Raw genomic sequence first — 13,212 nt, 5'->3', positions numbered from 1 at the left:
CTGGAATGAATTTTTATCTTCGTGCAAAAGTAATCGGGTTTCTAAATAAATTTTTATACATTTACCATTATGAAAAAATTCAACACCATGCGCAAGTTTATACCCATGGCTGTCCTCCTTTTTGCGTTGATGGCAACAGTTGCCTGTACATCCAACAAGAAGTATGGTTGCCCGAATCACATTTCTGCAGGCTTTTCACTGCGCTAATCATTTTTACCCGATCAGGTTTTAACTTTGCGCAGTATTTTTTATGCGCTTTTTGCGTTTAAAGACGAACCAAGATTATCCCTTTAAAATATAAATAAAAGAAGATTCACAATGCGCTTTATCGTAAGGTCCGGTTATCTGCTTAAAAATCTGCAACTTATCGGTGGTGTGGCAGGATCAAATGCAGTACTTGGAGTACTGGAAGATTTCCTGTTTGAGTTAAAAGGAAACACGCTCAGCCTTTCGGCTTCCGATCTGGAAACAATGATGCGTGTTGAGATTGAGGTGACCGGAGCCACCGACGACGGTCGTATCTGTATCCCTTCCAAAATCTTAACCGAATACCTGAAAAATCTGCCCGATCAGCCGATCACCATCACGGTGAATCAGTCTGACCGCAGTATTGACATAAAAAGTGACTTCGGGAAATATAAGATCAGCGGAGAAAATGCCGACGATTTCCCTAAAGAACCACAACCGGGAGATGCCACTTCTTTCAGCATTTCGGCGATAGCGCTGCTGGAAAGTATTGGCAAAACCTTATTTGCGGTAAGCAACGACAGCCTGCGCCCTGCAATGACCGGCGTATTCTTCCAATTGGAAGAAGGAGGCGATATCAACTTTGTTGCCACCGATGCGCACCGCCTTGTAAAACTGAGCCGCAGCGGTATCGAGCACAAAGGTGCGGACGGATTTATCGTCCCGAAAAAAGGATTGCAGCAAATGCGCAATGTGCTTCCTGCAGAAGATACCCAACTCGAAATTTCCTACAACAGCAGCCATATTTTTGTTACCAACGACAAAATGAGGATGAGCTGCCGCCTCGTGGATGCACGCTTTCCGGATTACAAAGCCGTGGTGCCCACAAACAACCCATACAACCTCGTCATTAACCGTGCAGACCTGATCAGCGCATTGCGCCGCCTGAGTGTGTTTGCCAGTAAAACAACGAGCCAGGTGGTTTTCGACATCGTCGGCAATTCCCTTACCATCAGCGCACAGGATATCGACTTCTCTTACGAAGGGAAAGAAACCATGACCTGCCAGTATACGGGAGAGGACATGAAAATCGCATTCAACGCGAAATCCATGATCGAATTACTATCCAATCTGGAAGGAGAGGAAGTGCAGCTGGAACTGAGTACTCCCACCCGTGCGGGAATTTTCCGCCCGATGGAGAAAAATGAAAATGAAGACGTGCTGATGCTGCTGATGCCGCTGATGGTTGGCGTATAGTTCGCTCTGTATACTTTTTTTGCAAAAAACCTTGCCCGTGAAATGGCAAGGTTTTTTTATTTCGGAACAGGCCCGAAATGCAGCATTGGAGGGCCTTTCAGAAAAACCGGGTTCGCTTCCCGAGTCTGGATTTCGATTTTCTTAAGATATTTTACTCCGATAATTCCGGAATAAGAATATCTTTGCGGCCGAAATTCTTTTCCACCCAAAGTGATGATACAACAAAATCTGTGCTGTAAACAGGTCAAGATGGCCAAGTAGGTAATACTTTTTTACCTGCTGCAAATTTTTGTTTGTATATTTCTATCTCGTCACTTTCAAATCAATTTTTATGTCTTTATTGAGCAACCTTGCTGAAACCTTGATCGGTTCAGAAATTGTACGTCTGGGAAATGCTATCAACGACCGTAAAGCCAAAGGCGAAAAAATCTACAACTACACGATAGGGGATTTCGATCCGTCTATTTTTCCGATACCGCAACTGTTCGAAGATGAGATCGTGAAAGCATATCGTGAGCACCGCACCAATTACCCACCGGCCGACGGAATTCTGCCATTACGCAACGCGGTAAGTGCTTTGGTTAAAAGAAGAGAAGGACTCGAATATAAAAGTGACGAGGTGCTTATTTCCAGCGGCGGGCGTCCGCTGATCTATGCATTGTTTAAAACAATCGTGGACAAAGGAGATAAAGTGATCTATACGGTACCATCCTGGAACAACAATCACTACGCGCATATGAACGATGGTGAGCATTGCGTGGTGGAAGTAACTCCTGAAAACAATTTCATGCCTACGGCGGCAGATCTCGCGCCACATATCAAGGATGCGACACTGATCTGCCTCTGTTCTCCGCAAAACCCTACCGGCACAACGCTCGATAAAGCAGAACTCGAGCAGATATGTGATATGATCCTCGTGGAAAATGCAGGTCGGGCAGCAGGTGCAAAAAAATTATACCTGATGTATGACCAGATGTACTGGACACTGACCTATGGCGATACGGTGCACTATAACCCGGTAAGCCTGCGTCCGGAAATGAAAGCCTACACCATCTTTGTAGATGGTATCTCCAAAGCACTTGCTGCCACGGGTGTTCGTGTAGGATGGGCAATGGGTCCAACTCAGGTAATTGCAAAAATGAAAGCATTGCTGAGTCACATCGGCGCCTGGGCTCCGATGGCAGAACAATATGCAACTGCCCAGTTCCTGAGCAATGAAGCGGCATTCGACGGCTTCCTGGAAGGATTTAAGCTGCAGCTGGAAGAACGTCTGAACTTCATCTACCGCGAATTCATCCGTCTGAAAGAAAAGGGCTATCCGGTAGATATCATCGCTCCCCAGGCTGCCATTTACCTTACATTGAAAATCGACCTGAAAGGCTGGCACTTCAATGGTCATCCGTTGCAAACCCAGTCCGAGGTAAGCGAGTTTCTGCTGAATGAAGCACACCTGGCCATCGTGCCGTTCTCCTGCTTTGGCGCCGATGCCAGTTCACCCTGGTATCGCGTGAGCGTAGGTACCTGTAAGTTTGAAGATCTTACTGAGATGTTCGGCGAACTGGAAGACGCATTATCCCGCTTACAGCAACCTCACCTTCAATCATAACACACTATAAAAAACAGTACTTTGCAAGTTTACAAATTTGGCGGGGCTTCAATAGAAAGCCCGGAACGTATGCAGGCGTTACTCCCGATCATCAGTGACGCAAAAGATCAGTTGGTAGTTGTTGTATCCGCAATGGGTAAGACTACCAATCATTTGGAACAGATTGTGCAGGAAGCATGCCACGGAGATAAGGGTATTGCACGCCAATTGGTAGAGAAGCTCGAAAAGGAGCATCTCGAATACGCAGCCAAGGTACTGGAAGGTAAACAGTTTGAAGCGCTGGCTTCCACACTTAACGAATATTTCAACGAATTGCAATGGGCGGTGGATGATGCAGATGCGCTCCGCTTCGACTATTCTTACGACCAGATCGTATGCATGGGGGAGATCCTGTCTACCCGGATCTGCAACGCTTACCTGCAAAGCCAGGGACTCAATTTCGAGTGGGTGGATGCCCGCGATGTGATCCGCACCGACGACACTTATCGTGATGCGAAAGTGGACTGGGCATATTCACAGCATCAGGCTAATGATGTGGTGGGAAGTTTGCTCCATGCGGGAAAGAACGTCATCATCCAGGGATTTATCGGCAGCACTCCGGATAACGCCTCCGTAACGCTTGGCCGTGAAGGGTCGGACTATACGGCGGCAATGATGGCTGCAATGCTGCATGGCGCCAGCGTTACCATCTGGAAAGATGTGGAAGGTCTGAAGAATGCCGATCCGAAGATATTTGCCGACACCGTAAAGATCGAAGCCATCACTTATCATGAGGTGATCGAAATGGCCTATTACGGAGCGCAGGTAATACACCCGAAGACAATCAAGCCATTGCAGAACAATGGCATCCCTCTATATGTAAAATGCTTCCTGAATAAAGAACTGAAAGGGACGGTCATTCAGAATGAAGTAAGCAGCATTTTTTATCCGCCACTGATTATCCTGAAGAAAAACCAGATCCTGCTTCAGGTGACCACACGCGATTTTTCTTTTATTACGGAAGACAACCTGAGTAACCTGTACAGTATTTTTCACGACCTGAAGATCAAGATCAACCTGATCCAGAATGCGGCCATCAGTTTCGTTGCCTGCATCGACAATAAAGAGGAAAAGGTGCACAAGCTGATCTCCCTGCTGGAAAAGGACTTCAAAGTGTTCAGCAACGAAGACGTGAGCCTGCTCACGATCCGTCACTACACTCCGGAAACCTTATTCGACCTTACCAAAGGGCGCTACACCCTGCTGGAGCAAAAGACGAGGGAAACCGTTCAGGTGGTTATCAAGTAAAGAACCATAACAGATGATACGGGGCTGACGGTAAAGTCAGCCCTTTTTATTGCATCAGGCACAAAAAAGCCGGCAGCTTAACACTGCCGGCTTTTCAAATTGTATTTACCAAAGCTATTAATAGCGGTACATATCTGTTTTAAACGGACCTTCCTTAGGAATGCCGAGGTATTCAGACTGCTGATCGGTAAGCGTATCCAGCTTCGCGCCGATTTTAGCCAGATGCAGGCGGGCCACTTTTTCATCCAGGAATTTAGGCAGTACATACACTTGGTTTTCGTATTTGTCTGCGTTGTTCCACAGCTCTATCTGAGCCAGTGTCTGGTTGGTAAAGCTTGCGCTCATTACAAAGCTTGGATGACCTGTAGCGCATCCGAGGTTTACCAGGCGTCCTTCAGCTAGGATGATGATATCGCGGCCATCCACATTGTACAGATCTACCTGCGGCTTGATCGTATCTTTTGTATGTCCGTAATTATCGTTCAGCCATGCGATATCAATTTCGATATCGAAGTGCCCGATATTACAAACGATTGCTTTGTCCTTCATCAGGCGGAAATGTTCACCTGTGATCAGGTCGCGGCAACCGGAAGCAGTAACGATGATATCTGCGATTTTAACCGCTTCGGTCATTGGCATTACCGGGAATCCGTCCATTGCGGCCTGCAAAGCACAGATAGGATCGATTTCCGTAACGATAACGCGTGCACCTGCTCCGCGCAGGCTGGCAGCAGAACCTTTACCTACATCTCCGTAACCGCCTACCACGGCAACTTTTCCGGCCATCATCACATCTGTAGCGCGACGGATCGCATCCACCAGACTTTCCTGACATCCGTACTTGTTATCAAATTTAGATTTGGTAACACTGTCATTTACGTTGATTGCAGGCATCGGGAGCGTACCTTTTGCCATGCGCTCATACAGACGGTGTACACCGGTTGTGGTTTCTTCACTGAGACCGCGGATACCTTTAACCAGCTCCGGATATTTATCCAGAACGATGTTTGTCAGGTCGCCACCATCATCCAGGATCATATTGAGCGGGCGGTCTTCGCTTCCGAAGAACAGCGTTTGCTCGATACACCAGTCAGCTTCTTCGATAGACTGACCTTTCCAGGCAAAAACACCGATTCCCGCTGCTGCGATTGCCGCTGCTGCGTGATCCTGTGTGGAGAAGATGTTACAGGAGCTCCATTTTACTTCAGCACCCAGGGAAACGAGCGTTTCAATAAGCACCGCTGTCTGGATTGTCATATGCAGGCAGCCTGCGATACGGGCGCCTTTCAAGGGTTGCTGACCTGCATATTCCTCACGGATAGCCATAAGACCAGGCATTTCAGCTTCAGCCAGTCTGATCTCTTTACGACCCCAGGCAGCAAGACTGATATCCGCTACTTTGTGTGCAAGCGAGAAATCTATATTCGGTTTTGTGAGCGTACTCATATCTGATTTGTGTTGTTTAATTTTATTAATGCAAAGGTACTGTTTTATGTGCAGGGACATTTAAAATTTTGCCAGCATTTCGAACTGTTGCAGGCGCTTTTCGATATCCGCCTGCGTGATTTCTTTCAGACGTTCCGGCCCGAATTTCTCGACGCAGAATGAAGCAAGGGCAGAACCCGTGATAACGGCTTTTTTCATCGTTTCGAACGAAATATCGTCCTGTTGCGCAATATATCCGATAAAGCCTCCGGCAAATGTGTCGCCGGCACCTGTGGGGTCGAATACCACTTCCAGCGGAAGAGCCGGAGCAGAGAAGATCTGATCATTATAGAACAGCAATGCACCATGTTCTCCTTTCTTGATGATCAGGTATTTCGGGCCCATATTGCAGATCACCTGCGCAGCTTTTACCAGCGAAAACTCTCCGCTCAGCTGGCGCGCCTCGCCATCGTTCACCACCAGCACATCTATTTCTCTGAGCACCAGTTTCAGGTCATCCAATGCCACATCCATCCAGAAGTTCATTGTATCGAGGACAATCAGTTTCGGGCGTTGCTTCAGTTGACGGATCACACTTAACTGCACCGCAGGCGCCAGGTTGCCCAGCATCAGGTATTGACAATCCTGATAAGATTCAGGTAAGCGGGGATTGAACTGTGCGAGTACGTTCAGGTCGGTGATCAGTGTATCACGGGTATTCATATCCGTGTGATAACGGCCGCTCCAGAAAAAGCTTTTGCCGTCTTTCACCATTTCAACTCCTTCAAAATCAACTCCTCTTGTCGAAAGCTCATCCATCTCCCGCTGATCGAAATCGCCACCCACTATGGATACCTGGCGGATAGGACTGTAGAAGTTGGATGCAGACCAGGCAACATAGGTGGCGGAACCGCCGACAATACGGTCGGTCTTGCCGAAGGGTGTTTCAATGGCGTCGTAGGCCATGGTACCGATAACGATCAGGGACATGCTTTTAAAAATTTCCGCGAAGATACGTGCTGTATTTACTACGGTTGAATAATATTTTATTTTATTTACCTTTGAGAAAATCAATTCTATCGCTTATGAAAAAGCTGTTGTTACCCGTGGCTGCCCTGCTGATATTTGCTGAAGCATGCAAAAAAGATAAGAAAACGACCACTCCGACCACTCCCGGGACAGTAGACACGCCCTACTCGAAATACACGGCACTTACCACGGATAAATGGCAGGTAACCGCAATTTATATGACGGCCACCACCGGAGATACCTCACTGGATTACTACTCCACCCTGGAGACCTGTGCGACGAACAACTATTACATATTCAATACCGACCAGTCTATCACCCTCGACGAAGGCGCAACGAAATGCGACGATACCGTTGCACAAAGAACAACAGACGGAAACTGGACACTGAGCAGTGATACCACTAAGTTTACGCTGAAAGACAGTAAGATTCTGCCTTTCTCCGGCGCGGTGACATTCAATGTCGGATCACTGACCAAAACCACACTCCAATTGACGAAAGACACCTCGCTGAACTATTCAGGCATTACCATTACCGGAACGGTACACACGCATTTCAAAAAAGTAAACTAAAAAGACAACAGACAATATGAAGAAAATTTTGTTCGCAGTAGCTGCGCTTGCTCTGATCGGTTCCTGTAAAAAGAAAGATCCGTCACCGACTGAATACCTGACCAATGGTAAATGGAAGCTCACATCGGCCACTTTTCTCGGCGTGGATATCAGCTCTGATCTTAAAGATTGTCAGAAAGACAACCTGTATACGTTCAACAGCAATAAATCAATCACCGCTTACGAAGGTGCAACCAAATGTTATGATACAGTTGCCGACTCTAAAACAGATGGTAACTGGGCATTGACAAGCGCTGACAAACAGCTGACGCTTTCCGGAAGCTCCATCGCCGAAAGTTTCGGCATTACGGGAAATCTCACTGTTGATGTTGTTACGCTCAACGAGACTACGCTCTCTGTAAAAAAAGATACTGCATTCTCCGGCTTCAGTGGTACCGTGAACATGACGTTCAGCGATACCCAATAAAAAACGGAATTCAACCGAATGATTGTTGCAGGCAGACCGACCGGTCTGCCTGTTTTTTTATTCTGTACCTTCGGCAGATGAGAAAACGGCTGACAGCTGCCTTGCTTGTATGCTCACTCTATTGCCGGGCGCAAACTGACTATCCTCAAAATTACTTTATCAATCCGCTGAAAATACCTATCAGTCTGGCAGGTAATTTCGGAGAATGCCGGCCCGGACACTTTCACAGTGGACTGGACATCAAGACCAATGGTGAAGAGAACTATCCGGTACATGCGGCCGCAGAAGGCTATATCTCCCGTGTAAAAATGGAGCCGGGTGGATTCGGGCATGCGATTTACATTACCCATCCAAATGGTTATACCAGTCTTTATGCACATCTGAATAATTTTTTCCCGGCGCTGCAGCAGGTGGTACATGAGCGACAGTATGCTGCCGAAAGCTGGGAGCAGGACCTGAATTTTCCTCCCGGGACCTTTCCTGTGAAACAGGGCCAGTTTATCGCATGGAGCGGTAATACAGGTGGCTCCACTGCACCTCATCTGCATTTTGAAATAAGAAAAACGGCAACCGAACATCCGTTGAATCCACAGTTATTCGGATTTCCCATAACCGACGACATTCCTCCTGTCCCTTCATCGATTGCGGTATACGATGCGGGCACCAGTATCTACCGGCAGCGGCCCTTGATGGCCTCGTTGCGTAAGCGTGGGAATAAATATACCAGTGACAGTTCGCTGTATGTACAGGCGGATCAGATCAGGGTGGGTATAGCCGTCAACGATTATATGAACGGATCACAGAATACGCTCTCGGTCTATACAGCAGAATGGTATTGGAATGATACGCTTGCCGGCTCTTTCACCGCAGACGACATCGGATATGATGAAACGCGCTACCTGAATGCCTGTGCGGATTATGCACTTCACTATGACAAGGGTATCTGGTACAACAGCCTTTTTGTGCTGAAAGGTAACCAACTGAAACGCCTGTATCAGATAGAGCAGGACAAACTTGCACTCAGGGATTCCAACATGCTGCGCATCGTATTCAGAGATGCTTCGGGCAATCAGTCGGAAACCGAAACGGTGATCAGAAAACAGTCTGTCTCTTCCGGAATACCCGGCACCTGTGCTGTGCTGTGGGAAGCAGGATTACCGCATATATACGAATCTCCCGGATGCAGGGCCTCTTTTGAGGCCAATGCGCTGTATGATGATATCTGTTTCACTTATACCTCTAAAAAGACGTTCGAGGCATTTTCTGCAGTACATCAGCTACATGAGGCCCGCGTTCCGCTGCACAGCGCTGCTGCCATCACATTACAACCGGATAGGGCGATACCGCTAAAACTGATCTCCAAAGTATGCATGCGGTATACCGATGGTAAGGACACGTCCGGCAAAGCGGTTGTCAATACGGATCAGCGCTACACTTCGCATTTTCGTAACCTGGGAATGTTCTGGCTGGACTGCGATACTACACAACCGGAAATAAAGGTGAGCGGTCGTTTCAAAAAAGAGATCCGCGTGCGGATCAGCGACGACAAAACAAGCATTCAGCGCATGCGCGGATACCTGAAAAGCTCCGGTCAATGGCTCTGCTTTGAGCAGCATGGTAAAGAATGGTTTTACCGTTTCGATGAGTATTTTCCTGCAAAAGGCGCGGCCACCGTGATACTTGAAGCAACAGATGAAAATGGCAATAAGGCGGTGCGGGAAATAACCGTTAAAAGATAGCCTGGCTATTCAGTCTGTTCTTTGCCGGCCAGTTGACCACAGGCGGCATCAATATCTTTCCCCCGGCTTCTGCGCAGGCAGGCATTTGCTCCGTTCAGCAAAAGGTATTGTGCGAATGCATCGGTACGGTCTTTTTCCGAAGGAAGGAATGCCACTTCATCGATGGGATTGTACTCGATGATATTGATGAGATGAACCGGAACGTTGCGATAAAACTCAAGCAGTTCCTGAGCGTCTTCGGGACTATCATTGAAATTGCGCAGCAGTATGTATTCAAGTGTGATATCGTTACCCGTGCGCGCACCAAAGTACTCCAAAGCATCTTTCAATTCACCCAGGCTGTTCGTTTCATTGATTGCCATGATCTCATTGCGCTTGCGGTCGTTAGCGGCGTGCAGTGACAATGCAAGATTCAGCTTCCGGCCATCATCGGCCAGAGCGCGTATCATTTTTGCAATACCAGCCGTAGAAACAGTGATTCTCTTAGGCGCAACGGACAATCCGCGCTGGTCCTGGATACGCTCGACAGCAGCAAGCACTTCGCGGAAATTAAGCAGGGGTTCACCCATACCCATAAACACAACATTAGACACCCGCGCTGCGTACTGTTCCTGCGCCAGCTCATTCAACAGGAAAACCTGGTCGTGTATCTCATGGGCAAGCAGGTTCCGCTGACGATCCATAAATCCGGTAGCACAAAACTTGCAGGACAGGCTGCATCCCACCTGACTGGATACACATACCGTCATTCTTTTCCCTGCGGGAATGAGTACGCTTTCCACGAGCAGTCCGTCGTGCAACTGAATAACGCACTTGATTGTTCCGTCTTTGCTGTGCTGACGGGACTGGATTTGCGTGAGCGGTAAAAAGTATTCTGTCAGGAGTAACTGCAGGAATGCCGCATTCAATCCCTCAACGGCCTCAAACGACCGGACACCAAGATTCCATATAGCATGGAACAGCACATTACCCTGCGTAGCCTTTACTCCGGCAGACAGGGCTATATCCTGTAAATCGTTCCTGGAATATGTTCTGATGTTTTTCATACCGGGGCGGCAAAGGTACATTGCGTAGGGCATAACATTACATTATCCGTATTCCTGATGTCAAATCTTAGCATAACAAAACCTTATTTGGTGACTGTATCTATATGAGGATATTTGCGGAAACGCAAAATCATATGGCCGTAAAATTATTAAAGAGCGAACAGGTGCTACCGATAACGATTGAAGAGGCATGGGATTTTTTTTCTTCACCGATGAATCTGAACGAGATCACGCCCGAAGATATGAAGTTCAAAGTATTGAGTGAGGTACCGCAGCGGGTGTATCCGGGGCTGATTATCCTGTACAAAATTTCGCCGTTTGCCGGCATCCGTATGGGCTGGATGACAGAAATAACCCAGGTGCAGCCTATGCGCTATTTCGTGGATGAGCAGCGAAGCGGACCTTATCGTATCTGGCATCATGAGCACCATTTCGAGCCGCATCCGGAAGGCGTGCTGATGACCGATATCCTGCATTACGACATAGGTAAAGGAATTTTCGGCGGCATTGCCGGTGCATTATTCGTGCACAAAAAAGTAAAAGGTATATTTGATTACCGCTTCAAAAAACTCGAAGCTTTGTTCCCGCGGAAGGCCTAATGCGGCTGGTTAGGTGTATCGCTTTCCACCACGCCATCGCGGATACGTACGATGCGCCGGGTACAGTTTGCGATATCGTCTTCGTGGGTAACGAGCATTACGGTATTACCGTTTGCATGGATATCGCTGAAGAGATCCATGATCTCTATTGACGTCTTGGTATCAAGATTCCCGGTGGGTTCGTCGGCAAGGATCAGGGACGGATTATTGATCAGCGCCCGCGCAATCGCCACGCGCTGACTCTGGCCTCCGGATAATTCATTGGGATTGTGTTTTCCCCTGTCTTTAAGTCCCACCTTTTCCAGCATTGCCCATGCGCGTTCTTCGCGCTCCCTGCGGGATACGCCCGCGTAGATGAGCGGGATAGCAACATTCTCCCATGCACTGAGCCTCGGCATCAGGTTAAATTGCTGAAATACGAACCCGATCTCGGCGTTGCGCGCTGCCGCCAACTCGTCGTCATCCATATGACTCACGTCTTTTCCGTTCAGGATATACGTACCCGAGCTTGCGGTATCCAGGCAGCCGATAATATTCATCAGCGTGGACTTACCGGATCCTGAAGGTCCCATCAGGGCAACATACTCATTGCGTTGCACAACAAGGTCAATCCCTTTCAGAACAGGAAGTTCCTGCTTTCCGAGGAAATAGCTTTTATGAATGTGCTGTAAGGATATGACCTCTTTCATGAGCAGGATTATAGCAATGCAAATATGCGGTAATTACTTCAGCACTTCCTGCAACATATTTTCCAGGTCTGGCCCGCGAAGGTCGTGTGCGATGATTTTTCCCGTGGGATCGACCAGGAAATTTGCGGGAATGGAGTTTACATTATAATCACGGGCAGCCAGTGATTCCCAGCCTTTCAGATCTGATATCTGCGTCCATTCAAGTCCGTCCTGTGCGATCGCCATTTTCCATTTTTCTTTGTCCTGATCCAGCGATACGCCGAGGATCGCGAAATTTTTATCCTTGAACATTTTATAGGCGGCTACCACATTCGGATTTTCTTTACGGCAGGGGTTGCACCAGGAAGCCCAGAAGTCGACAAGCACATATTTGCCTTTGAAAGAAGAGAGTGTAACGGCTTTACCGTCCGGCGTTGATGCAGCAATTTCCGGAGCCATTGCACCATCCGTCGGGCCTGATTCATTTTCCTCTGCACCACCCGTAATTCCTTTATTGTAGCGGGCTACAAAATTTTTGACAGTCTGGGAATTCGGGAAACGTTTGGGAAGTGATGTGGCAAAACCATCGAGGAAAGGCTTTTCCACAGAGGGATTTAATATCTGTACGGAGAACAGCGCATTCGGAATGAAAGTAGTGGTATCTGCATAATGCTCGATGTACTGTGTCAGTTGCAGATTAATATTGCCCATATCCACGCTGGCTTTCTGTAACAGAGAATCGTTGCCTCTCACACGCATGCTGTCCATAATCAGGGTCATGGTCTGTATATCGGTGATATGACGGCGCACATTGGCAAAAAAGCCCTTAAGGCTTTCAGAAGCGGGAGAGCCGGAAACGGCATAATTTTCAAGAGCGTTCCAGTCACCGCTTATCTTGATATTTTCTTTAAATACAGACAGCAGAATAAACTGATTTCCTGCAAAATGCAGTCGGTATAAGCCAGGTTCAGCCCCTGAACCGGACAACTCAAAATGACCTTTGTTATCAACAGACGCGGAATCGAGCACTTTAATTTCATTGGAAACAAGATCCATCTCTTCCAACAGAACGGATTTACCGGGCATGTTACTGATCTCTCCTACCACCAGGAATTTATTCTTGTCTTTTTTACAGGCCGTAAAGAGCAATGGGAGTAAGAAAAAAGATAGTAGATGTTTTACTTTCATCAGTACATTTTTGAATGTGCAAACATAAAAATAATACAGGTTGTTCCCTATACTGTGTTGCAGGCGCTAAGATACATTTAACAGTTAGGGTAAAAAGGGGTATTTTAGCGGCTCAGAAATGGCATTTTCCCTTTTTTCAGGAAA

The 13,212-nt window shown here is 47.5% G+C and carries 13 protein-coding genes; 8 read left to right on the top strand and 5 right to left on the bottom strand.

Annotation, left to right across the window (positions count from 1 at the left end; genetic code table 11):
• Nucleotides 1–69 precede the first annotated feature (69 nt).
• The 4 genes from ABD846_RS04375 (at nucleotide 70) to ABD846_RS04360 (ending at nucleotide 4,336) form a co-directional block, all read left to right on the top strand.
• The gene (locus ABD846_RS04375) at nucleotides 70–207 is read left to right on the top strand and encodes a hypothetical protein (RefSeq protein WP_344823047.1); all 138 of its coding nucleotides are present in this window, start codon (nucleotides 70–72) and stop codon (nucleotides 205–207) included.
• Nucleotides 208–318: 111 nt separating this feature from the next.
• Nucleotides 319–1,443, top strand: a complete 1,125-nt coding sequence (gene dnaN, locus ABD846_RS04370; protein WP_344823044.1) for a DNA polymerase III subunit beta — start codon at nucleotides 319–321, stop codon at nucleotides 1,441–1,443.
• A gap of 331 nt (nucleotides 1,444–1,774) precedes the next feature.
• Nucleotides 1,775–3,049 carry a pyridoxal phosphate-dependent aminotransferase gene (locus ABD846_RS04365; protein ID WP_344823042.1) on the top strand — a complete coding sequence of 425 codons (1,275 nt, stop codon included), beginning with the start codon at nucleotides 1,775–1,777 and terminating at the stop codon, nucleotides 3,047–3,049.
• 21 nt (nucleotides 3,050–3,070) lie between these two features.
• Nucleotides 3,071–4,336 carry an aspartate kinase gene (locus tag ABD846_RS04360; RefSeq protein WP_344823040.1) on the top strand — a complete coding sequence of 422 codons (1,266 nt, stop codon included), beginning with the start codon at nucleotides 3,071–3,073 and terminating at the stop codon, nucleotides 4,334–4,336.
• 117 nt (nucleotides 4,337–4,453) lie between these two features.
• Here the strand turns inward: ABD846_RS04360 and ahcY are convergent, their stop codons facing one another.
• Nucleotides 4,454–5,782 (bottom strand): adenosylhomocysteinase, encoded by a 1,329-nt coding sequence (ahcY, locus tag ABD846_RS04355; RefSeq protein WP_344823038.1) that lies wholly within the window; start codon nucleotides 5,780–5,782, stop codon nucleotides 4,454–4,456.
• Nucleotides 5,783–5,842: 60 nt separating this feature from the next.
• Nucleotides 5,843–6,751, bottom strand: a complete 909-nt coding sequence (locus ABD846_RS04350; RefSeq protein WP_344823036.1) for a PfkB family carbohydrate kinase — start codon at nucleotides 6,749–6,751, stop codon at nucleotides 5,843–5,845.
• Between the two features lie 95 nt (nucleotides 6,752–6,846).
• On the opposite strand from ABD846_RS04350, the gene ABD846_RS04345 reads away from it, so the two are divergent.
• The 3 genes from ABD846_RS04345 to ABD846_RS04335 all read left to right on the top strand — a co-directional run bounded on the left by ABD846_RS04345 (nucleotide 6,847) and on the right by ABD846_RS04335 (nucleotide 9,567).
• Entirely contained in the window at nucleotides 6,847–7,362 is a 516-nt protein-coding gene (locus ABD846_RS04345; RefSeq protein ID WP_344823034.1) for a hypothetical protein, read from the top strand.
• A gap of 16 nt (nucleotides 7,363–7,378) precedes the next feature.
• On the top strand, nucleotides 7,379–7,828 hold the full coding sequence (locus ABD846_RS04340; protein WP_344823032.1) for a lipocalin family protein: 450 nt from the start codon (nucleotides 7,379–7,381) through the stop codon (nucleotides 7,826–7,828).
• Between the two features lie 77 nt (nucleotides 7,829–7,905).
• Nucleotides 7,906–9,567 carry a M23 family metallopeptidase gene (locus ABD846_RS04335; RefSeq protein ID WP_344823030.1) on the top strand — a complete coding sequence of 554 codons (1,662 nt, stop codon included), beginning with the start codon at nucleotides 7,906–7,908 and terminating at the stop codon, nucleotides 9,565–9,567.
• Between the two features lie 5 nt (nucleotides 9,568–9,572).
• On the opposite strand, the gene rlmN is transcribed toward ABD846_RS04335, so the two are convergent.
• On the bottom strand, nucleotides 9,573–10,646 hold the full coding sequence (gene rlmN / locus ABD846_RS04330; RefSeq protein WP_344823028.1) for a dual-specificity RNA methyltransferase RlmN: 1,074 nt from the start codon (nucleotides 10,644–10,646) through the stop codon (nucleotides 9,573–9,575).
• A gap of 101 nt (nucleotides 10,647–10,747) precedes the next feature.
• Here rlmN and ABD846_RS04325 point away from each other — a divergent pair, with 101 nt between their 5' ends.
• On the top strand, nucleotides 10,748–11,212 hold the full coding sequence (locus ABD846_RS04325) for an SRPBCC family protein (protein WP_344823026.1): 465 nt from the start codon (nucleotides 10,748–10,750) through the stop codon (nucleotides 11,210–11,212).
• On the opposite strand, the gene ABD846_RS04320 is transcribed toward ABD846_RS04325, so the two are convergent.
• Both ABD846_RS04320 and ABD846_RS04315 read right to left on the bottom strand, forming a co-directional pair.
• Nucleotides 11,209–11,901 carry an ABC transporter ATP-binding protein gene (locus ABD846_RS04320; RefSeq protein WP_344823024.1) on the bottom strand — a complete coding sequence of 231 codons (693 nt, stop codon included), beginning with the start codon at nucleotides 11,899–11,901 and terminating at the stop codon, nucleotides 11,209–11,211. The genes ABD846_RS04325 and ABD846_RS04320 overlap by 4 nt on opposite strands.
• Before the next feature lie 33 nt (nucleotides 11,902–11,934).
• Nucleotides 11,935–13,068 (bottom strand): redoxin domain-containing protein, encoded by a 1,134-nt coding sequence (locus ABD846_RS04315; RefSeq protein ID WP_344823022.1) that lies wholly within the window; start codon nucleotides 13,066–13,068, stop codon nucleotides 11,935–11,937.
• Nucleotides 13,069–13,212 lie beyond the last annotated feature (144 nt).

The organism is Rurimicrobium arvi (assembly GCF_039540495.1).
In the GTDB taxonomy this organism is placed as follows: Bacteria; Bacteroidota; Bacteroidia; order Chitinophagales; family Chitinophagaceae; genus Rurimicrobium; species Rurimicrobium arvi.
This window is presented reverse-complemented; position numbering and strand designations above follow the sequence as displayed.